The sequence below is a fragment of the Paraburkholderia sp. IMGN_8 genome (assembly GCF_038050405.1).
In the GTDB taxonomy this organism is placed as follows: Bacteria; Pseudomonadota; Gammaproteobacteria; order Burkholderiales; family Burkholderiaceae; genus Paraburkholderia.
Genome location: NZ_CP150901.1, coordinates 3362411 through 3385884, shown reverse-complemented (window position 1 = coordinate 3385884; position 23474 = coordinate 3362411). Strand labels below are relative to the sequence as shown.

The 23474-nt window shown below is 65.9% G+C and carries 8 protein-coding genes; 7 read left to right on the top strand and 1 reads right to left on the bottom strand.

All coding sequences use genetic code 11. The annotated features are described in order from the left end of the window. Window positions 1–47: 47 nt before the first annotated feature. The 4 genes from WN982_RS36315 to WN982_RS36300 all read left to right on the top strand — a co-directional run bounded on the left by WN982_RS36315 (window position 48) and on the right by WN982_RS36300 (window position 5125). On the top strand, window positions 48–1064 hold the full coding sequence (locus WN982_RS36315; RefSeq protein WP_341316809.1) for a TauD/TfdA family dioxygenase: 1017 nt from the start codon (window positions 48–50) through the stop codon (window positions 1062–1064). Then, the gene (locus tag WN982_RS36310) at window positions 1061–1939 is read left to right on the top strand and encodes an ABC transporter ATP-binding protein (RefSeq protein WP_341316808.1); all 879 of its coding nucleotides are present in this window, start codon (window positions 1061–1063) and stop codon (window positions 1937–1939) included. The genes WN982_RS36315 and WN982_RS36310 overlap by 4 nt, the downstream gene beginning before the upstream one ends. After that, the gene (gene fhuB, locus WN982_RS36305; protein ID WP_341316807.1) at window positions 1936–4044 is read left to right on the top strand and encodes a Fe(3+)-hydroxamate ABC transporter permease FhuB; all 2109 of its coding nucleotides are present in this window, start codon (window positions 1936–1938) and stop codon (window positions 4042–4044) included. The genes WN982_RS36310 and fhuB overlap by 4 nt, the downstream gene beginning before the upstream one ends. Before the next feature lie 64 nt (window positions 4045–4108). After that, window positions 4109–5125, top strand: coding sequence for an iron-siderophore ABC transporter substrate-binding protein (locus tag WN982_RS36300; protein ID WP_341319539.1), 1017 nt, complete (start codon window positions 4109–4111; stop codon window positions 5123–5125). 60 nt (window positions 5126–5185) lie between these two features. On the opposite strand, the gene WN982_RS36295 is transcribed toward WN982_RS36300, so the two are convergent. Then, window positions 5186–6958 (bottom strand): cyclic peptide export ABC transporter, encoded by a 1773-nt coding sequence (locus tag WN982_RS36295; RefSeq protein WP_341316806.1) that lies wholly within the window; start codon window positions 6956–6958, stop codon window positions 5186–5188. 275 nt (window positions 6959–7233) lie between these two features. Between WN982_RS36295 and WN982_RS36290 the strand changes: the two genes are divergently transcribed. The 3 genes from WN982_RS36290 to WN982_RS36280 all read left to right on the top strand — a co-directional run bounded on the left by WN982_RS36290 (window position 7234) and on the right by WN982_RS36280 (window position 23444). Then, a complete protein-coding gene (locus WN982_RS36290) occupies window positions 7234–16923 on the top strand; it encodes an amino acid adenylation domain-containing protein (RefSeq protein ID WP_341316805.1) in 9690 nt (3229 codons plus the stop codon). 41 nt (window positions 16924–16964) lie between these two features. Then, the gene (locus WN982_RS36285; protein WP_341316804.1) at window positions 16965–21998 is read left to right on the top strand and encodes an amino acid adenylation domain-containing protein; all 5034 of its coding nucleotides are present in this window, start codon (window positions 16965–16967) and stop codon (window positions 21996–21998) included. A gap of 78 nt (window positions 21999–22076) precedes the next feature. Beyond that, window positions 22077–23444 carry a lysine N(6)-hydroxylase/L-ornithine N(5)-oxygenase family protein gene (locus WN982_RS36280; protein WP_341316803.1) on the top strand — a complete coding sequence of 456 codons (1368 nt, stop codon included), beginning with the start codon at window positions 22077–22079 and terminating at the stop codon, window positions 23442–23444. Window positions 23445–23474: the final 30 nt, after the last annotated feature.

Here is a 23474-nt window from a genome sequence, read left to right as displayed (position 1 = left end):
AGCCCGGACGAGCACCGGGCAACGCCGCTTCTGCAAGAGGATTTCGCATGACCATGCTTTCGATGCCGCTGCCCACGCTCGAGGATCTATCGATCGAGCCGGGGTTGCCGATTGTCGTCTCGCCGCGAGCGGGCGCGGAGATTTCACTGGAAGAGGCGGCGCCGCTGCTGCATGCCATTGTCGATGACTCGCTTGAACGCGCCGGCGGAGTGTTGTTCACCGGCTTTCGTGTGGCCTCGATCGATGCCTTTCAAACTTTTGCCGGGTCGTTCGGCCACCCGCTGATCGGTTATGAATTCGCGTCGACGCCGCGCAGCCAGGTCGAAGGCGCTGTATACACGTCAACCGAGTATCCGCCGCATCGGTACATTCCTTTGCATAACGAACAGTCCTACACGCGCGAATGGCCGTTGCGCATCTGGTTCCACTGCGCGCTCGCCGCTCGCTCGGGCGGCGCGACGCCGATCGCCGACAGCCGCGCGATCTACCGTGCGCTCGATCCAGCGTTGGTCGAGCGCTTTGCGAAGCGCGAGCTGCTTTACGTGCGCAACTTCGGACAAGGGCTCGATCTGCCCTGGGAACAGGCGTTCGGCTCGGACGACCCGCGCGTGGTCGAGCGCATTTGCCGGACGCGCGGCATCGAGTGCGAATGGCGCGACAGCGAAGACGGCGAACTGCTGCTGCGTACGCGCGAGCGCTGCCAGGCTGTCGCGCGCCATCCGCGCACTGGCGAGCAGGTCTGGTTCAACCAGGCGAATCTGTTTCATCTGTCCTCGCTCGACGAAGACATGCAGGACGCGCTGATCGACTCGGTCGGGATCGAGAACGTGCCGCGCAACGTCTATTACGGCGACAGCGAGCCGCTCGAAGCGGACGCGCTCGCGGAAATTCGCGACGTACTGGATCAGCAGCGCGTCGTGTTCCCGTGGCTGACGGGCGACGTGCTGATGCTCGACAACATGCTGACCGCGCACGCGCGCGATCCCTTCGAGGGGCCGCGCAAGGTCGTCGTGGCGATGGCGCAGAGCTATAGCGAAGGCGCCGAGCGGACGAGCGCCCAATGACGAAGATGCTGGGAGCGGCGCTCGCGGCGCACTCGCTGACGGTCGGCTATCGCGATCACGTGGTGCTTCACGGTCTCGATCTGACGATCGCGGCGGGCCGCGTCACCGCGTTGTGCGGGCCGAACGGTTGTGGCAAGAGCACGTTGTTGCGTGCGCTCGCCGGTTTGCAGCCGGCGCTCTCCGGCAGCGTTGAGGTCGGCGGGAAGCCGCTCGCTTCATACCGGCGTCGCACATTGGCGCGCACGCTGACCATGCTCGCGCAATTCAACCAGATTCCGTCCGGTCTCACCGTGCGCGAGTTGGTCGCGTATGGCCGCTATGCCTATGGCGGCTGGCTGCGCGGATTGTCGCGCGCCGATCACGCGGCGATCGAAGAAGCACTCGCCACCAGCGGTCTCGCCGACGCCGCCGCGCGCGACGTCGCAGCGTTGTCAGGCGGCGAACGCCAGCGTGCGTGGATCGCGATGGCACTCGCGCAGCAGGCGCCGATCGTGCTGCTCGACGAGCCGACCACGTACCTCGACATTCATCATCAACTGGACATCCTGCGTGAATTGCGGCGCCTGAATTGCGAGCGTGGTCTGACGATCGTGTGGGTGCTGCACGACCTGAACCAGGCCGCCGCGTACAGCGATGAAATCGTGCTGATGCGCTCGGGCCGGATCGTCGCGCACGGTTCGCCCGACGCAATGCTCGATCCGCGCCACCTGAACGAGACCTTCTGCGTGCCGATGATCAAGATCGCGCATCCACAGACGGGCGCGCCGATGTGCGTGCCCGCCTACGAAGGTGACGTTTCCGACATAGCCAGCGTTGAATTCGACGACGAAGCGTTGAGCGACGCGACAGCCACGAGCAAGGACCTTGCCGCATGACGACTCTTGCCGCGCGCAAACGCCTGCGCCGCCATGCGCCGGCAAACGATAACTGGCGCGCGCCCGTAAAAAGCCGCGCAGGGACGATCGGCGCAGCGCTCGTAGCGTTGATTGCGGTGGTGGCCGCGATGCGGCTCGCGCCCGGAGTCAACACATGGCTCGCCGCGCCCGCAGGCAGCGACGCCGTCCAGCTCGCCGGGATTCTGCTGTTCGACCTGAGCGCGCCGCGCATACTCGCGGCGCTGGTGGCAGGCGGCTGTCTTGCAGTCGCAGGGACGTTGTTCCAATCGTTGACCTGCAATCCACTAGCCTCGCCTGACCTGCTCGGTATCACCGGCGGCGCGCAGCTCGGCTTGCTGGCCGCGATGCTGGTGCCGTCGCTCGCGGGCGTTGCGTCGGTGCCGCTTCTGTTCGTGTGCGGACTCGCCGCTGCCGCATGTGTCGCCGCCGCGGCAGGCGGCTGGCGCGCGACGCCATTGCGGCTCGTGCTTGCCGGCAGCGTCTGCATGCTGCTGTTTTCCGCGCTGACTACGCTGATCCTCGCGTTCTTCGAGCAAAGCATCGTCGGCGTGTCGCTGTGGGCGAGCGGCAGTCTTTATCAACCCGGCGCGACGGGTCTGAAAATCGCCGCCGGTTGGCTCGTGTTGCCGCTCGCCGCGTTGCCGTTCGTGATCCGGCCGCTCGATCCGCTGGCACTCGGCGACGATGCCGCCGCGGCAGCGGGCGTGCGTGTCGACGCGACGCGGCTCGCAGCGATGGTGGTGGCGGTTGGCTTCGCGAGCGTCGCGGTGAGCGTGGCGGGGCCGCTGTCGTATGTCGGACTGATCGCGCCGAATCTGCTGCGCCAGGCGCGCGGCGCAAAGGCGTCGCGCCTCGCGGCCCTTGTGCCGTTGTCCGCCCTGGTGGGCGCGGCGTTGGTGCTCGTCACCGATAGCGCCGTGCAGGCGCTCGATCTCGATGCGACCTTGTCGACCGGCGTGGCGATCGCATTCGTCGGCACACCGCTGATGCTCGCGATGATTCGCAGCGGCGCCGCGTGGTCGGGCGCATTGCACGCCGGGCAGGACCGTCCTGCCGTGCGAGCGGGGACCCGCTTCGTGCGGATAGTCGACGCGTGGCCGTGGCCAATGACGGCAACCGTGCTGCTGATGTCCGGTATCGTGATCGTGTTTGCGGGCGCATCGTTTGGGCCGACCACGATCGGTTTGCATCGCTGGCTGGCGGTATTCGATCAGCGCGACGACCTCGCGCGGATGCTGCTCGACTTGCGTATGCCGCGTCTCATCTGCGCATTGCTGGCGGGCGCGTTGCTTGCCGCGAGCGGCGTGTTGATGCAGAGCATCGTGCGCAATCCGCTTGCCGGGCCGGAAGTGCTCGGCGTTACTCAGGGCGCGGGGCTGGCAACTTTAGCCGCGCTTGTTGTCTGGCCGCTAGCAGGACATTCAACGTTAGCGCTTGCATCGCTCGCCGGCGGTGGCGTGACGCTCGCGCTCACGCTGTTGCTCAATCGAAGGCATCGCTATGCGCCGCTCGCGGTCGCGCTGACCGGGATCGTCATCGGCACGTTGTGGACGACCCTTTCCCAATGGCTCATTACGCAGCAAAGCGTGCAGCCCGCGCGGTTCGTGGTGTGGCTGGTCGGTGGCACGTATGGGCGCAGCTGGGGTGAAGTCATGACGCTCGTGCCGTGGTGCGTGCTCGCGTTGCCCGTATTTGCGCTGCTTGCCCGGCCGCTCGATCTGCTTGCGCTAGGCGACGACCAGGCCGCCGCGCTCGGGTTGCCAATCAGTGTGTTGCGTCCTTTGGTGCTGACGGTGGCGACGCTTGCCGCGTGCGCGGCGGTGGCCGCGGTCGGGCCGGTCGGGTTTATCGGCTTGATGGCGCCGCATCTGGCGTCGATGCTCGGCGCGCGTGCGCACCGCACGCGTTTGTGGCTTGCCGCTGCATGTGGCGCGTTAGTGCTGGTGGTGGCCGATATCGCGGCACGTACGCTGCTCGCGCCGCGCGAGATTCCCGCCGGCGTACTGACCGCGCTGATTGGTGCGCCGTATTTGCTCGCGCTGCTGATCATGGAGGCTCGACGTGAAAAGCTGGGCAAACGGTGACGGCGCTGCAGGCCGCCTCGCATTGACGAGCCGCGCCAGAAAAACCCAACACGTAAAGCGTTGCATGGCCGCTGCGGTGGCGGGCGCGCTGCTCTCAAGCTCCTGCGCGTTCGCGCAAGGCAGCGCTGCAAACGCAACCAGTGCGACCAACGCAATCACACAAGAGCGGCAGATCTGCACGCCGCTTGCCGACAATCAAAGCGTCTCGCAAGCGAGCGCCTCGCTGCCCGCACGGCCCAGGCGCATCGTCGTACTCGAGTTCATGTTCGCCGAAGACCTGGCCGCGCTCGGCATGACGCCGGTCGGCATGGCCGACCCCGAGTACTACCCGGTGTGGATCGGTTATGACAACGCGCGGCTCGCGTCGGTGCCGGACGTCGGCACGCGCCAGGAGCCGAGTCTCGAAGCGATCGCGGCGCTCAAACCCGATCTGATCCTGGGCGTCGGGCTACGGCACGCGCCGATTTTCGCGGCGCTCGAGCGGATCGCGCCGACGGTGCTGTTCAAGTACGGCCCCAACTTTACCGAAGACGGTGCCAAAGTCACGCAACTCGATTGGGGGCGAACGATTCTCCGCTCGATCGGCTGCCTGACTGGGCGCGCGGACGCGGCCCGCGCGGTCGAAGCTAAAGTCGACGCGGGCTTTGCACGCGACGCGCAACGTCTCGCGCAAGCCGGCCGTCGAGGCGAACAGGTTGCGTGGTTGCAGGAACTGGGATTGCCCGACCGTTACTGGGCTTTTACCGGCAACAGTACGGCAGCGGGCGTCGCGCGCGCACTTGGGCTCAATCTGTGGCCAGCTGAGCCGACGCGCGAAGGCACGGCCTATGTGAGTTCGGAAGATCTGTTGAAGAAACCGGACTTGACGGTGTTGTTCGTCAGCGCGACAGAGCGCGATGTGCCGCTCGCCACCAAACTCGATTCGCCGATCTGGCGCTTCGTGCCGGCGCGCAGCGCGGGGCGCGTCGGCCTCGTTGAACGGAATATCTGGGGTTTCGGCGGACCGATGTCCGCGCTGCGTCTCGCCGACACGATGACCGATACGCTGCTTTCGCTGCCCGCGCCGGTCATCAAGAAGTAGTAGAGCAACAGCATCGCACGCAGGAGCATGTTCAAGCTCTCGCGTGCGATTCGCCAGATCTCAACCCTCAGTGCCGTTAGCCACTGCTTCGGTTTGCACGGCCTGCGCCGAACCGTACGTCTGGCTGACGATACTGCCGTTATCCAGCTTCAGCACCCGGTCCGCCAGATGGAAGTAGCGATCGTCGTGGCTGATCACCAGCACCGTCTTGCCGCGCGAGCGCAATTCCGGCAGCAGTTGCTCATAGAACACCGCCTTGAACTGCGGGTCCTGATCCGCGGCCCATTCGTCGAACAGGTAAAACGGCCGGTCCTCCAGATAGGCGACGACGAGCGCAAGACGTTTGCGCTGGCCGGTGGAGAGCGCCCGCGTCGAGAATGCACCGTTCACCACCTGCACCTTGTGATCGAGCGCGAGTTTCGCAACCAGCGCGTTGGCGCGGGCGTCGGCCTGCGCGCGCGACGGGTCGTTCGGATCGACGATACCGAGCAATGCGTCGAACAGATGGAAATCGTTGAACACAGCCGTGAAGCGCTGCCGGTACGCGGCGCGTTCGGCGAAGCCGATCGGTTTGCCGTCGAGTTCGATAGTGCCGTCTTCCGGTTCGTACAGACCTGTGAGCACTTTCGCGAGCGTCGTCTTGCCGCTGCCGTTGCCGCCGACGATGAACACCAGTTCGCCCGGTCTGAACGTCAGGTTCACAGGCCCGACGCGGAACATCCGCTCGTCGCGCTCGTGGAAATACGAGTGCGTGACGTTGCGCAGTATGAGCGTCCTGTACGGCTCATGCGACGCGTGTTCGTCGGGCGGCGGCGCGGTGCGCAGCGCGCCGAATTCGCCCATCACTTTTTCGATCCGATCGAGCGATACGCGCGCGGCGTTCAGCGTCGGCACGTTGTTGAGCAGGCCGTCGAGCGGCAGCAGCATGAACAGGAACACCACCACATAGCCGGACGCCGCGGGCGCATCGGCGCGCACGCCGAGCGCGGGCCAGAACGCGGCGACGCCGAGAAACACATAGAACAGGAACACGATCCAGCCGACCCCGACCGCATACGCGCTGAACGCGCGGCGTCGATGGTCGCGCACCTCGCCGATCGCCGAGCCAAGCTGACCATCGACAAATTGACGCGAGCGCGCCTGATGCAGCTTCAATTCTTTCGCGCCCGTGAACAGCGCGCCGAGATAGCCGAAGAGTTTGTCCTGCGAGCGGCCCGCATCTTCGAGCGACGCGATCGCGCGCTTGTCGCCCGCGTGATAGCCGATCGAGCCGACCAGAATCGCCGCCACCGCGAGCAGGCAGACCGGCCATGACAGCCAGGCCAGATAGCCGAGACAGCCGAACACGATCGAACCGTGCATCACGAGATTGGGCAGCGCGAAGAACAGCATCGACACGTTGGTCGCGTCGTCGGTCAGCACGGACTGCACCGGCGCCGCGCCGATCCGTTCGACGTCGCGCAGTTCGGCCTCGGCGACGCGTTTCGCGACGTGCTCCCGCAACTGCGCCATCGTGTCCTGCGAGAGGCGCGCGAACAGCACGCCGGTGATGACGCGCGTGACGAGCGCAATCACCGCGCATAACGCAAAACGCGTCGCTAGCGAAAGATCGGCGGCGCCCGGTTGCGAGAGCGCGCGGCTTAGCGTCGCGACGAGCAGCACACTCGCGATGCCGTTCAGCACGCACGCGGTGAGCGCAATCGCGAAGGACCCGCGCGAGCGCCTGAGCAACGCCATGATGAGGCGCATGGCCGGTTTGCCGGGTCCGTTCATGGCGGAAGCGGTGGACGAGGGTGAAGGTGGCGCGTCGTGGCGCTCGTTGGCAGCGGTCATCGGCAATGGGTCACAGTGGGTCGCAATGGATTGGTGGAGTGCGGCAAATGAGTGCAGCCGCTCGGAGCAGAAATTAGTGGAGCAAAGACGCGCCCCTCGCCTGATAGACGAATGGCCGCCGCAAACATTTACCGTGTTTCGCATAAAAGCGGCAGTCCGAACAAAAAGCAACGGCAGCGGTAAAGATTTGCGATCGCGGTTCGTCACACCAATGAAGCGGCCCTTTGCGGCCGGCGACTTGGCCGCAGCGGCCAGATCTAACGGATTTCACGCCCATGACGAGCTTCCCGATTGCGTTGCATCACCGAATCCGCGCTCAGGCGCGCATCGATCCCGATGCGCCCGCGCTTGCATCGTTTACGCTTCACACCGTGCGGCTCACGCGTGGTGAACTGGATAGCCGCGCGGCGCGTCTTGCGGCCCAGTTGAAGGCTGGAGGCGTCACGACGGAGGTGCGGGTCGGCGTGTGTGTCGCGCGTTCGTGCGATCTGTTCGTCGCATTGCTCGCAGTACTGAAGGCCGGCGGTGTGTTCGTGGCGCTCGATCCGCGTCATCCGGCCGCGCGCCTCGACTGGGTCGCGCAGGATGCGGGACTCGCGCACGGCATCGTCGACGGCGCGGCTGACGCGGCGATGCGTGCGCGCTTTGCGCAATGCTTCGACGTGGAAAGCGCCGTTCTGACGGATGAGACGAACGAAAGAGCGCCGCGTTTCGATGACGCGGACGAGCCGGTGCATCCGCGCGCGGCCGCCTACATGATCTATACGTCCGGCTCGACCGGTACGCCGAAGGCGGTGGTGGTCGAGCACGGCCCGCTCGCCGCGCATGGCGACGCGCTAGCCGAATCCTTGCCGATCGACGGCAGCGACCGCGTGCTGCATTTCGCGTCGGTGAATTTCGATGTCGCGATCGAAGCGTGGCTGGTGCCGCTCGCAGTGGGCGGCAGCGTGGTGATCAGCGACCCGCCGCCGTTCCCGCAGGAAGCCACGCACGCGTTCATGTTGCGCGAAGGCGTGACGAATTCCACGCTGCCGCCTGCTTATCTGCGCGAATTCGCGAACGTTTGCGAACGCCTGGGCGTGCCGCCTTCGCTGCGTACGCTGCTGTTCGGCGGTGAGGCAATGTCGCAGGACAGCTTCGACGAGATTCGCCGCGTGTTCCCGTCGATTCGTCTCGTCAACGGTTATGGGCCGACCGAGACAGTCATCTCGCCGATGCTGTGGCCGGTCGATCGCGGCATGACGCCGGCGCTCGAAGGCGGCAACGGCTATGCGTCGTTGCCGATCGGCTGGCCCATCGGGCGCCGTGTGGCGCGCGTCGAAGGTGCTGCGCGGCAGGGCGAAGCGGGTGAGTTGCTGGTTGGCGGTGTCTGTCTGGCGCGTGGCTATCACGGCCGCGCGGCGCTCACCGCCGAACGTTTCGTGCCGGACCCGACCGGTGAAGCGGGCGAGCGGATCTATCGAACCGGCGACCTCGCACGCGAGCGCGCGGACGGCTCGTTCGATTACCTCGGTCGCCTCGACGATCAGGTGCAGGTGCGCGGCGTGCGCGTGGAGCCGGGTGAGATCGCGGCATGCCTGCTGGGGCATCCGGCTATCGCCGACGCGGGCGTACTAGCCGAGACCACCAGCGGCCGGACGCAATTGATCGCCTGCATCGTACTTAGAGACGACCTCAATGATGAAGTATTGCAAGCGCATCTCGCCGCGCATTTACCGCAAGCATGGCTGCCGCATCGCATCGCGCGCTTCGAACGTCTGCCTTATACGCTGAACGGCAAGCTCGATCGCGCTGCATTGCGCGATGCTGTCGCGACGATGCCGGTCCTGGCGAGCGCCGATTATGTCGCGCCGAAGACGGCTACCGAACAGCGTCTCTCCGGCATCTGGCAACAACTGCTGAACGATCCGGCGCCGGTCGGCAGCAATGATCGATTCTTCGCGCGCGGCGGCGATTCGCTCGCGGCGATGCAATTGCAGGCGGCGATCAGGATCGAGTGGCGTGTGAATCTCCGGCTCGATGCGCTGTTCGACGATCAACCGCTCGACAGACTCGCCGCGTTGATCGATCGCAGCGATGTCGAAGCGGCTGTGGCTGAGCATCGGATCACCGTCGTGCAGCCCACGAAAGAGCCGTTCCTCGATCGCGCTGCGTCGTTCGCCCAGCAGCGTTTCTGGGTGCTCGCACAAACTCAGGAGGCGGGCTCGGCGTATCACATCGCCGTGCAATGGGATGTGCAAGGTGCGCTCGACATCGGCACGTTGCAACGCGCGCTCGATCACCTGATCGAACGCCAGCAGGCGTGGCGCACCACGCTCGTCGAAACCGACGACGGCATCGTGATGCAACGGATTCACGCGGCATTGCCGGTGACGGTCGCTGAAGTAGATCTGCGCAGCACAGGCAGCGACGCCGAACGCGACACTCGGTTGGCCGATCTCACGGAGCGCCACGTCAGCACCGCCTTCGATCTATCGGCGGGCCCGCTGGTGCGAGCGACGCTCGTCACGCTGACCGGCGACACCCAGCGCTTCCTGCTGACTACTCATCATTCGATCAGCGACGGCTGGAGCTCGCGCTGCGCGTTCGACGAACTTACCGAGGCCTACACAGCTTTCGCCGCTGGCCGCAATCCGCAACTGCCCATGTTGCCGATCCAATACGCCGACTATGCGCAATGGCAGCGCGACTCACTCGCAGCCGGCGAGGGCGAGCGGCAACTCGCATACTGGCGCGACGCGCTGCGCGGTGCACCCGAACCGCTCGCGTTGCCGCTCGACCGCCAACGCTCGCCGCAACGCGACTATCGCGGCGGCCGCCTCGCGATGAGGCTTCCGGCGGCAACGTCCAACGCCGTGCGCGAACTGGCGCGGCGTACACACACGTCGCCGTTCACCGTGCTGCTGGCCGCTTTCGACGCATGGCTCTATCGACTGACAGGCGCGACCGATATCGTGGTGGCCGCGCCGATCGCCCATCGGCAGCGCGCGGAAACCGCGCCGCTGGTCGGCCTGTTTCTCAACACGCTCGCGTTGCGCACGCGCGTCGAGCCGAGTCAATCGTTCGCCGGCTTGCTCGACGGCGTGCGCCGTTCGGCCTTCGATGCTTTCGCGCATCAGGACGTGCCGTTCGATCAGGTGTTCGATGCCGTGAAGCCGCCTGTACGACGCGGTGAAGAATGGCTGAGGGTCAAGTTCGCGCAGCAGTTCGATCTCGAACTGACGGCTGACTTGCCGGATGCATCGGTGCGGATGTCGCCGGGACTGGATCTCGCCGCGCGCTTCGATTTCGCGCTCGATTTCACCGACGATCAACGCGGCATCGAACTGGTCGCCGCCTTTGCGCTCGACGGCATTGACGAAGCAACGGCTCAGGCCTGGCTCGATAGTTTCGCGGCGCTCGTGACCGACGCGGTGCGCGATCCGCAGCGAGCAATCACCGAGCTGGATTGCTCGGATAGCGCTGAGTATCGCGCGGCGCAACACGGTCGCACGCTTCATTCGGCAGCCGACAATGTACTCGCGCTGTTCGCGCGTCATGCGAGTGAAACGCCGCATCGCGTGGCGCTTGCGGACGCCGACACGCAGATCACCTTCGCCGAACTCGACGATGCGTCGGACCGCATCGCGATCGCGTTGCGTCAACGGAACGTGGGCACGGAGAAGCCGGTTGCTGTATGCATCGAACGTTCGGCGCGCTTTGCCGTGGCGCTCATTGGCGTCATGAAGTCGGGCGCCTATGCCGTGCCACTCGACCCGGCAGCACCGCGCGAGCGGATAGCGGCCGCTGTCGATGTCTGCGGCGCGCAATGGATGCTGACGGCGGCCCGCGCGCATGCAACGGCCAATTTCGGCAAGGCCCAGACGCTCGACCTCGACACCCTCACGCAAGACCCGTCGCTCGCCAATGCCGCCGTGCCGCGCATCGCGCCACTGCCGGACCAGGCCGCGTATCTGATTTTCACGTCCGGTTCGACGGGCTCGCCCAAGGGCGTCGTGATCTCGCATCGCGCGCTGGCCGACTATGTCGAAGGGATGCTGGACGAACTCGCGTTCGCCGCCGATGCCTCGATGGCGATGGTCTCGACGGTCGCCGCCGATCTCGGTCATACGACGCTGTTCGGCGCGTTGTGCTCGGGCCGCACGCTGCATTTGCTGCCCGCGCAATGCGCGTTCGATCCCGATCGCTTCGCCCACGAAATGCGTACGCGCAAGGTCGGCGTGCTGAAGATCGTGCCGAGCCATTTGCACGCGCTGCTCGACGCGCAACAGCCTGCCGACGTGCTGCCCGCACACGCGCTGGTGACTGGTGGCGAAACGCTGCCGTGGTCGCTGGTCGAACGGATCGCGGCGCTTAAGCCTGCTTGCCGCGTCATCAATCACTACGGTCCGACGGAAGCGACAGTCGGCGCACTCACGTGCGACACGTCGGCCCCGGCGGCGCAGACAGTCTTGCGCGGACACGCAGCGCAGGCCGTCCCGCTCGGCCGACCGTTGCCGAACGCGTACGCGTGCGTGCTCGATCGTCACGGTGCGAGCGTGCCGCCTGGCGGGATCGGCGAACTGTATCTCGGCGGGCCGGGGCTCGCGCGTGGTTACTTGAACCGCGCAGCCGCGACCGCTGAGCGTTTTGTGCCGCACCCGTTCGCACGGGGCGAGCGTCTCTATTGGACGGGTGATCGCGTACGACTGCGCGCCGATCGTCGGCTGGATTTCCTTGGACGTCTGGACGATCAGGTGAAGATTCGCGGCTATCGCGTCGAACCTGGCGAGGTGAGCGCGGCACTGCGTGAGCTCGATGGCGTCGCGCAAGCGGAAACATTGGCGGTAGAGCATGAAGGACGTTTGCGGCTGGCATCGTTTGCGTCACCCGCAGGCGGGGCACGTCTCGACGAGGCGACGTTGCGCGCTTCGTTAGCCGTTCGTCTGCCGGATTACATGGTGCCTGCCGTGCTGGTGGTCGTGGCTGCACTGCCCGTGACCGCAAACGGCAAGATCGATCGCGCTGCATTGCGGGCGCTTGCCGCCGCGCCTGCGCCATCTGTTGCTGAAGGCGATGCGCCGCAAGGGGCGACTGAGGAAACGCTTGCCACCGTCTGGAAAGAGGTGCTCAAAGCGGAGCGTGTCGGTCGTGACGACAACTTCTTCGAACTGGGCGGCGATTCGATTCTCGTGTTGCAGGTGATCGCGCGTTCGCGCAAGCGTGGTGTGCGCTTCACGCCGAAACAGTTGTTCGACGCACCGACGCTCGCGCAGCTCGCGCGAGTTGCGACCGCGGTGGATGCCGCCACGCCGACTGCAACGAAAGCGCAGCCGGCGTCTTCAAGGCGTGAAGACGCGATCGCCACCCTCACGCCAGCCCAACTGCGCTTTTTCGCGCTGGATATTCCGCAGCGCGGCCACTGGAATCAATCGATCGAACTCGATACGCCGGCACCGTTCGATTTCGACGCGTTCGCGCGCGCATTCGAGGCGCTGCTGACGCATCACGAGATTTTCCGGCAACGTTTCGCGCCGAGTGGTCCGCGAGGCGAATGGCAACTCACGCTCGCCCCGCGCGCGTTCGAGACGCTGCCACTCGCAGCCGCTTCTGCACGCGACGAAGCCGACGCGCTCGCGCAGTTCGACGCGTTGCAAAGCACGCTCGATCTGACGCAGGGTCCGCTCGCTTGCGCATGCGCCGCCATGCTGCCGGACGGCTCGACCAGGCTTTATGTGGCGATCCATCACGTGATCGTCGACGGCGTGTCGTGGCGCGTACTGCTCGACGATCTCGATGCCGCCTATCGCGCCGCAGGCGAACGCCGTAGCGTGCGTCTTTCGTCGACGGGCGCGAGCGTGCAGGAATGGGCCGCGCGGCTCGCCCGTTCGGCGCGCGATGCGACCCACTCGCCGTTTGCCGCGGAAGTGCCGTATTGGTCCGCGCTTGCTACACCGTACGACGATCTGCCGCTCGATCGTCCGCAAGCCTCGGCGACCAATGCCGATGCGCAGGTGGTCATACAGACGATCGGCGCCGATCTTACGCGTGCCGCTTTGACGGAAGCCAATGCCGCTTACCGCACGCAGATGATCGAGCTGCTGATCGCCGCGCTGGCCCAGTCGCTCGGCAAGCAGACCATTCAGTCCGTTTGCCGCATCGAACTCGAAGGCCATGGCCGCGAGGCGTTGTTCGACGATGTCGACGTGAGCCGCACGCCTGGTTGGCTGACGAGCCACTATCCGGTGGAGTTCGCCATCGAAAGCACGCCGGTAGCGACGCTCGGCGCGGTCAAGGACACGCTGCGCGCGGTGCCGAACAAAGGGCTCGGTTTCGGCGTGTTGCGTCATTACGGCGACGCCGCGACGCGCGAGGCGCTCGCCGCCGTGCCGCGTCCGCATGTCACCTTCAACTACCTCGGCCAGTTCGATGCGCCGCGCGACGCAGCGCTCGTGCCGCGCTTTGGCGGCGCGGGCCGCGAACGCGATCCGGCCGGGCCGATCGGCAATGCGCTGGCGATTCACGCATACATCGACGGTGAGGTCACTCGCACGCTAAAGGTCCACTGGGTGTACGGCGCGACGCAGTTCGACCGCACGACCGTCGAAGCGCTCGCGCAGCATTTCGAAACCGCGCTCGCCGAACTGACGGCCGCTTGCGCCGCGCGTCTCGCGCAACGCGGCGGCGGTGCGACACCGGGCGACTATCCGCTCGCTCGCGCCGCGGGTCTCACGCAGGCCGCGTTGGAGCGCCTGCCGCTCGATCTGCGCACCATCGACGACATCTATCCGCTCTCGCCGATGCAGCAGGGCATCTTGTTTCACTCGCTGTTCGCGCCCGAGCAATCGACTTATGTGAATCAACTGGTCGCGACGCTGATCGACCCGGACGTGGAGTGTTTGCGCAAGGCGTTTGAATCCGCCGTGCCGCGACACGACATTCTGCGCACGAGCTTCACGCCCGAAGAAGCCACGCCGATGCAGATCGTGCATCGCCAGGCGCGTATGCCGGTCGAGATTCTCGATTGGCGCGACCAGAGCGAGGGCGCGCTCAATGCCTTTGAAACCTGGCTCGGTGCTGACAGAGCGCGCGGTTTCGATCTGACTACTGCACCGCTGATGCGCATCGCGCTGATCCGGATCACGGATGAACAATGGCGTCTCGTCTGGACTCGCCACCATCTGCTGCTCGACGGCTGGAGCACCGCGCGTTTCTTTGCCGACGTGCTGCGCGACTATATCGAGCCGCCCCGTCCACAACCGTTCGCCGCGCCAGCGAAAGCCCGCTACCGCGATTTCATCGCGTGGCTCGCGGCGCGTGATGTCGAAGCGGAACGCGCGTTCTGGCTGCAACGTCTCGCGCGCCTCGACGAACCGACGCTGATTGCCAATCGCGAAGCCGAAACCACCAGCGAGACCGAACATCTCACGCGCCGCGAGCGCCTTACCGCCGACACTACCGCGCGGCTGACCGATGCGGCACGCCGTCTGAAGGTGACGGTCAACACGATGGTGCAGGGCGCATGGGCGCTCGCGCTGCAACGGATGACGAATCACACGGCGGTTGTGTTCGGCGCAACAGTGGCAGGCCGCCCCGATGCGCTGCCCGATGCCGACACCGTACTTGGCCTGTTCATCAACACGCTGCCGGTCATTACCGCGCCGTTGCCGCAACGTACTGCGTCGACGTGGTTGCATGAATTGCAGCGCGACAGCGCCGCCGCCGCGGAGCACGCGCATACGCCGCTCTATGAAATCCAGCAATGGGCGGGGCAAGGCGGCGGTGCGTTGTTCGACACGCTGGTCGTTTTCGAAAACTATCCGGTCGACGAGGCATGGGAAGGGCGCGACGAACGCGCGCTCAAGCTGCGCGATCTGCGCAATATCGAAGCAACCGATTTCGCGCTGACGCTGGTCATCGAAGCGGGTGCGACGCTCACGATCGACTACGGTTATGACGCCGCGCAGATCGACGAAGCGCGCGTTGCCGCTTTGCATCGTGCGTTTGCAGCGTGCCTCGATGGATTGATCGCCAATCCTGATGCGCCGCTCGGCACGATTTCGATCGCGACGGCGAATGATCTCGCCGCTCTGAGGCGCGTCAATGAGACGACGGTGGCGTGGCCGCGCGCGCAGCAACAACCACTGCAGCGTCAGTTCGAACAAGCCGCGCAAGCGTCGCCTGACGCGGTCGCGCTCGAATTCGTCGATCCGCAAGGCCGCACGCAACAGATGTCCTACCGCGCACTCGACGCGAACGCCAACCGTGTCGCCGCTGCGCTCATCGAAGCGGGCGTGCAACCGGATACGGCGGTTGCGCTGTGCGTCGAGCGTTCGTTCGACATGGTGGTGGCGCTCATCGGCGTGCTGAAGGCGGGTGCGGCCTATCTGCCCATCGATCCTGATTACCCGGCCGAGCGCATCGGCTACCTGCTCAACGACGCGAAACCGGCAGTCGTGCTGACACAGCCGCATCTGCGCGAACGTGTCGTAGCGGCGGTCGACCGCGCCGACGTAAAGATCCTGACCGTCGACGAACTATTGAACGCCGATGCGACACTCGATCATAAAGTCGACGCCACACCCGATCAGCTCGCCTATCTGCTTTACACCTCCGGATCGACCGGCAAGCCGAAGGGCGCGGGCAATACACATCGCGCGCTCGCCAACCGGATCGCGTGGATGCAGGACGCGTATCGCCTGAACGCCGGCGATGTGGTGCTGCACAAGACGCCGTTTGGCTTCGACGTGTCGGTATGGGAATTCGTCTGGCCGCTCGCCGTCGGCGCGAAGCTCGCGATCGCGGCGCCAGGCGATCATCGCGATCCGGCACGGCTGGTTGCCACGATCGAAGCGCATCGCGTCACCACGCTGCATTTCGTGCCGTCGATGCTCGCGGCCTTCGTCGCGTATCTCGACGATTTCAAGGCCGCCGGCCGTTGCTTGAGCATTAAGCGGATCGTGGCAAGCGGTGAAGCGCTCGCGCCGGAACTGGTGGCGCGCGTCGCGCAGCATCTGCCTGATGCGCGGCTGTACAACCTCTACGGTCCAACCGAAGCCGCCATCGACGTGTCGCACTGGACTTGCGAAGCGCGCGACGCCGACGCGGCGTCCATACCCATCGGTCATCCGATTGCGAATCTGCAAATGCACGTGCTCGACGGGGCGTTGCAACCGCTTCCACCAGGCGCGATCGGCGAACTGTACCTCGGCGGCGTGGGACTCGCGCGCGGCTATCTCGGCCGTGCGGCGCTGACTGCCGAGCGCTTCGTGCCCGATCCGTTCGTGAGCGGCGCGCGTGTTTATCGGACCGGCGACCTTGCACGCCGGCGAGCGGACGGCGCGCTCGATTATCTCGGCCGCATCGATACCCAGGTGAAGCTGCGCGGCCAGCGCATCGAGCCCGGTGAGATCGAAGCCTTGCTGCGTGCCGCGCAAGGCGTGCGCGACGCGGTGGTGATCGTGCGCGATGAGCAACTGATCGGCTATGTCGCACGGGGCGCGGACAACACGGTCGACACACAAGCGCTGCTCGACGCATTGCGCGCGCAATTGCCGTCGTACATGGTGCCCGCGCATCTGATCGGGATGAACGTGCTGCCGGTCACGCCGAACGGCAAGTGCGATCGCCATGCGCTGCCGGCGCCTGTTCGCAGTCTCGCCGAAGGCAAGCACGTCGCGTCGCCGGAAACCGATACGGAGCGCCAACTCGCCGCGATCTGGCAACGCGTGCTGCGTCTGGATTCGATTGGCCGCGATGACGACTTCTTCGCTCTCGGCGGTCACTCGCTGCTCGCGACGCAGGCGAATGCGCAAGCCAATCTGCATTGGACGCTGATCCTGCCGCTGCGCACGCTGTTCGACGAACGCACGCTGCAACGCTGCGCTGCAGCGATCGACCGCGCGTTGGCGGAGCGCGACACGCATGCAGGACAAGACACCGCGAGCGCGATCGATGCGCTGCTCGGGGAGCTAGAACTGCAATAAGCCACCAAGCCGATACGCAATCAGTACTGAGACAACCCAGCATGACGACAGCCAAACCGGATCTGCTTTCCCTCGCGGCACGCTTCGCGCTTTTGCCGGACGCGCAGCGCACGGCGTTCCTCACGAAGCTCGACGCGGCCGGTATCGATTTTCGCGTGCTGCCGATTCCGCCGCGCGCTGAGCGGGCCGCGAGCGTGCCGGCATCGTTCGCGCAGACGCGTTTGTGGCTGCACGCACGGATGATCGACGAACCGGCGGCGTATCACATCACCGAACGTCTGCGGCTCGATGGCGCGCTCGATGCAAATGCGCTGCGCCTCTCGTGCGATGCGCTGATCGCGCGGCACGAGGCTTTGCGCACCACGTTCGCGGAAAGTGCGGACGGCGTGATGCAGACCGTGCACGCGCCGTCTCGCTGCCCCTGGCATGCTACCGATATCAGCACGCTGCCCTTGCATGAACGCGAGGCACGCGCCGCAGCCGTCGCGCAGGCCGACGAGGCACTGCTCTTCGATCTGGCGCTCGGCCCGCTGATGCGCGCGCACCTGATCCGTCTCGACGCGACGACGCACTGGCTCGCGCTAACGACGCATCACATTGTGTCCGACGGCTGGTCGGCGGACGTGATGCTCGCCGAACTGGCGTCGTTTTATCGCGCCTATGCGAAGAGCGAAGCGGTGTCGCTGGCGCCGCTGCCCATCCAGTACGCCGACTACGCGTTATGGCAGCGTCGTTGGCTCGATGCCGGCGAGCGTGATCGTCAGCTTGAATTCTGGCGTGCGCGGTTGGACGCGAGCCGCGATGTGTTGATGCTGCCGGGCGCTGCACCGCGTCCTGCTCAGCGTAGTGCGCACGGCGGGCGGCATCGTTTCGCTTTGGAGGCAGCGCTCGCGCAACAAGTCAGGACACTTGCCAACGCACAGCGCGCGACGCCGTTCGCCGTGCTGCTTGCAGCGCTGAACGCATTGCTTGCGCGCTCTTCAGGTGACGTGCGGATTCAGATCGGCGTGCCCGCTGCGAATCGCGAGCGGAGCGAAGTGGCGGGGCTGGTGGGCTTCTTCGTCAACACGCTGACGCTCGCCACGCCGGTGCCAGCCACGCAGCCGTTCGCCGAATTGGTCGGCGCGACGCAGCGAACTCTGATCGATGCCCAATCGCACCAGGACGTACCGTTCGAGCAGGTGGTCGAAGCGCTCGGCGTGGTGCGCAGCGCGAGCCACCATCCGCTGTTTCAGGTCATGGCGGCGTATGGCGCACGCCGCGCGCTGCCATCGCTTGCCGAGATGCGCGTGACGGAGTTGCCATCGGGCGCGCCCTTTGCCAAATTCGATCTGACGCTCAGCTTTGAAGAGCGCGACGACGGTTCCATCGATGCGTACTTCATTTACGCGCTCGACCTGTTCGACACAGATGCGGTGGAGCGGTTAGCAGGGCGCTTTATCGAACTGCTGTCGAATGCGGCTGTTGCGCCTGAAACCCCGGTTGGCGATTTGCAATGGTTGCCTGAAGCGGAGCGCGTTCAGCTCGATGCATGGAACAGCACCACGCTGAACAACGACGAAGCGTTCAGGCCCGTTCATCAGCGTGTTGCTGAGCACGCATACGCCAGGCCCGATGCGCGCGGTGTGGCCGATCTCAACCGATCGCTCACGCGCGGTGAAGTGGACGCGCGCGCCACACGGCTTGCTCAGCGGCTCGTTGCAGCGGGCGTGAAAGCCGAGATGCGCGTGGGCGTGGCGCTGAGCCGCTCCGTCGATTTACTGGTGGGCCTGATCGCCGCGCTGAAATCCGGCGGCGCGTTCGTGCCGCTCGATCCGAGCCATCCGCGCGAGCGCCTCGCGCAGGTTCTCGACGACGCGCAGATCACCCACGTCGTTACCGAACGGGCGAGCCGCGCCGCGCTGCCGGCGTCGAACCACCTGCGCCTTTGGTTGATCGACGAAGAAACGCCGCGTGACGAGCTAGAGACGGCGCCGGTCGAGCTTCCCGGTGTCTCGCCGCACCAGGCGGCCTACGTGATCTACACATCCGGCTCGACCGGCAAACCGAAGGGCGTGGTGGTCGATCACGGCTCGTTCGCGTTGCACTGCGCGGCGATTGCAGCGCGCTACGGGGCGGGCGAAAGCGACGTCTTCCTGTTGTTCCAGTCGGTCAATTTCGACGGTGCGCATGAAGGCTGGTTCTCGCAGTACATGTCAGGCGCAGCGGTGGCCGTCACCGCCGACACGCTGTGGCCGCCCGCGCAAACCTGCCGGATGATGGTCCGCGAAGGCGTGACGATGACCTACGTGCCGCCCGGTTGCGCGACGCAACTCGCAGAATGGGCGCTCTCACACGGTGCGCCGCCCACCTTGCGATCGCTGACGGTAGGCGGCGAAGCCACCTCGCGCGAAGCTTTCGCACTGATGCGCCGCGCGTTTCCGAACGCGCGCATCGTCAACGGTTATGGTCCGACCGAGACCGTGATCACGCCGATGCTGTGGATGTTCAATCCCACCGACGATGCCGCCAGGTTCGCCGACAGTGCATACCTGCCGATCGGCACATTGGTCGGCGCGCGCACAGCGCATGTGCTCGATGCCCGGCTGAATCCGCTACCCGTCGGTGTAATCGGCGAGCTGTATCTGGGCGGCGAGGGCGTCGGGCTCGCGCGCGGTTATCTCGACCGCCCGGCGCTCACCGCCGAGCGTTTCGTGCCCGATCCATTCGGCGCGCCGGGCGCGCGGCTCTACCGCACGGGCGATCTCGTCAAGCGCCGCGCGGATGGCGTGTTCGATTTCATCGGCCGGGTCGATCATCAGGTGAAACTGCGCGGGCTGCGCATCGAACTGGGCGAGATCGAAGCGCAACTCGCCGCGCACGACGACGTGCGCGAAGCCGTGGCGATCGTGCGCGGCAAGGGCACGCAAGCGGCGCTCATCGCGTATGTCGAGTTGAGCGCCGAAGCGCGCGAGCGCAACACGCGAGCGGACGCCGCCGAACTCGACGCGCATCTGCGTCACACGCTGCCCGATTACATGGTGCCCGCGCATATCGTCGTGCTCGACGCGTTGCCGCGCAACGCGAACAGCAAGGTCGATCGAGCGGCGTTGCCGGAGCCGCAGCGCGTCGCGCGTGCGTATCAGGCGCCTGCGGCCGGGCTCGAAACAGCGCTTGCAGCGATTTTCCGCGAAGTGCTGGGCGTGGAGCGCGTCGGCCGGGCCGATCACTTCTTCGAACTCGGTGGACATTCACTTGCCGCGGTGCGTGTGGCGACACGCGTGGCCGAACGGCTCGCGCGGGACGTGCCGGTGCGCACGCTCTTCGAAGCGCCGACGCTCGCTCAATATTCGCAGCGCGTGATGGCCGCGCCACGTAGCGACGCGGTGGCCGAGATGACGTCGCAAGCGGACAGCGGCGCGGCGAATCCGCTTCTGGTTGCCGATGCGCGAGGCGTGTTGCCGCTGTCGTCCGCGCAATCGAGCCTGTGGTTCCTGTGGCGCGCGCAGCCGGACAGCGCGGCCTACAACATTCCGGTCGCGTTGCGTCTGCGCGGGCCGCTCGACGCCAATGCGTTGCGCGAAGCATTTGCCGAGGCCGCTGCGCGGCATCCGGCATTGCGCACGCGCCTGGTCGTTCGCGCGGGTCAATTGCCGGGCCAACGGATCGCGGCGATGTGGCCGGTCGAACTTCCGGTGATCGATCTCCCGGTTGAGCGCGACGATGCGGCCCGCGAGGCCGCCGCCGTTGCGCTGACCGACGAAGACGCACTGGCGCCGTTCGGTTTGCTCGACGACGCACCACTCTGGCGCGCGCGGCTGTTGCGTCTTGGCGAGCAGGATCATGTGCTGTCGCTGGTCGTGCATCACATCGTGTCGGATGGACAGTCGATCGATCTGTGGCTGGACGAGGTCCGCACGATTTATGTGGCGATCGTGCGCGGCGCAGTGCCGGTGCATGGCGTATCCGCGGCTGTCAACGCGTCGTTGTCTTCACACATCACACCGGTTCTGCCCGTTGCAGCGCCACGCGCACGGCTGTCGTTCTGGCGTGACGTGCTTGCCGATGCGCCCGCTCATGTCTTGCCGGCACCGCCATCGGGCCGGGCCGCCGCACCGCTGTGGGCCGCCGGCCGCTTCGCATTCGAATTCGCCCCGGCATTGGTGCGGCGCGCCCGCTCGATGGCGCTCGAGGTCCATGCGACCTTGCCGATGCTGCTGCACGCGGCGCTGAACGTCGCGTTCTACCGGACGACCGGCGCAACCGATCAGCCGGTCGGCGTGCTCGCATCGACCCGCGAACTGACCGGCGAAGCGGCGCGTCGCGCGCTTGGGCTTTTCATCAACGCGGTAGTCGTGCGCACGCGACTCGCGAAAACGGATTCGCCCGCGACGCTGCTCGCCCACGTCCGCGATGCGGCGCTCGCCGCCTATGCGCATGCCGATACGCCTTTCGACGAGGTCGTGGCGGCGTTGCGCGCGCCGCGCACGGGGCTCGGCAATCCCTTGTTTCAGGTGATGTTCAACTACCTGCGCCCGGCGGGCACGACGGAGCGCGACTGGGCCGGTCTCACGCTCGACGATTTCAACGACGTCCGGCATCGGGTCGTGTTCGAGTTGGAACTCGACGTGGTCGAGCATCCGGACGGCCGTGTGACGGGTGCGTTTTCGTATGCGAACGAACTGGTCGACCGCGGCTTCGTCGAGGCGTTGACGGCGGATTACCTCGATGTGGTGCAGCGCTTTGTCGATGCGCCGCATGAAGAGCTGGGCGCGGCGCAAGCGCGTTATGTGCTGAACGCGCAAGGTTCCGCGGCTACGCGCACGGGCACGGTATGCGAAGCAGCAACCCGACACGCCCAGGCACTCGAACGCGTGTGGAGCGATCTCTTCGAAGGCAATACACCAGCCCATCACGACGATCTGTTCGAAGCCGGCGCGACGTCGTTCGACGTCGTGCGCTTCGTCGATGCGGCGCAAGCGGCTGGCCACTTGCTATCGATTGCCGATGTATTCGCCGCGCCGAACTTCGTCGAACTGGGCGCGCGGCTTGCCGCGCACGCATCGGCCGTCGCCGAGATGCGGGATGCCGATTGAAACCCGCGCCACACACAAGACATTTTTCCCCGGTCAGCGCATCCGGCGCGCCGGCTCACACCGATAAGGACCTGCGACATGCACAGAGATACCGTATTTGATCTGATCGGCGTCGGCTTCGGGCCGTCGAATCTTGCGCTTGCCGTGCGCCTCGCCGAAGAGGCAGGCGTGTCGAATCTCGTGCATTGCTTCATCGAGCGGCAGCCGGAATTCGGCTGGCATCGCGGCATGCTGCTCGACGACTGCCGGATGCAGATTTCTTTCCTCAAGGATCTCGTCACGCTGCGCGATCCGAAGAGCCGCTTCACGTTCATCAACTACCTGTTCGAACGCGGACGTCTGGCCGATTTCGTCAATCTGAAGAGCTTTTATCCGACGCGGGTCGAGTTTCACGATTACCTCAGCTGGGTCGCCGCCGCATTCGACGAACGCGTGCACTACGGCCAGACCGTCATCGGCATCGAGCCGGTTACAGTTGCCGGCAAGCCAGCCGAAGTCGAAGCGCTACGCGTGTTCTCGCGCGACGACGACGGCCGCGAATGGCAGCGTGTGACGCGTGCGCTGTCGATCGGCATCGGCGGCGGCGCTCAGGTGCCGGAGGCGTTTGCCGCACTCGGCTCGCACAACATCGTGCATTCGTCGAAGTATCTGAGTTCGATCGACCGCGTGGTCGGCGCGGCAAGCGGTGCGCGTAAGCGCGTAGCGGTGATCGGCGCGGGGCAGAGCGCGGCCGAAGTGTTCATCGATCTGACGCGCCGCTTTCCGCACGTCGACGCGAGCCTCGTGATCCGTTCGAGCGCGCTCAAACCCGCCGACGACAGCCCGTTCGTCAACGAGATCTTCAGCCCGGCTTTTACCGACATCGTCTACGCGCAGCCGAAAGACGGCCGCCGCTCGCTGATCGAGCGCTTTCGCGATACCAACTACGCGGTGGTCGATCGTCCGCTGATCGAGCAGATCTACGAAATGCTCTATCTGCAAAGCGTGTCGGCTGAGCGGCGTCATCGCCTGCTGGCGAATACCGGTATCGAGACCGCGGTGCGCACGGCGAGCGGCCAGATCGAACTTACGCTGCGCGACCGCCTGAGCGGCCACGCTCGCGCCGAACAATTCGATGCGCTCGTGCTCGCGACCGGCTACCGCCGCGACACGCATTTCGCGCTGCTCGAAGGGCTCGCGCCGCAGCTGGGCGAGGCGCTCGCGCAAGGCAATGTCGAACGCGATTACCGGCTCGCTACGCCCGCGAGCTTCAAACCGCGCATTTACCTGCAAGGCTGCTGCGAAGACAGCCACGGGCTTTCCGACACGCTGCTGTCGGTTCTCGCGCTGCGCGCGGACGAAATCGTCGCGTCGCTCGCGCAGCACACCACACAAGACCGGTTGACCAGCCGGAAGCAGCAACAAGAAAACGGGACGAGTGCAGGCCGCATGGCCTTCGCTCTTTGACACAGCGCGGCGGGAAGGCCGCATAAAAAC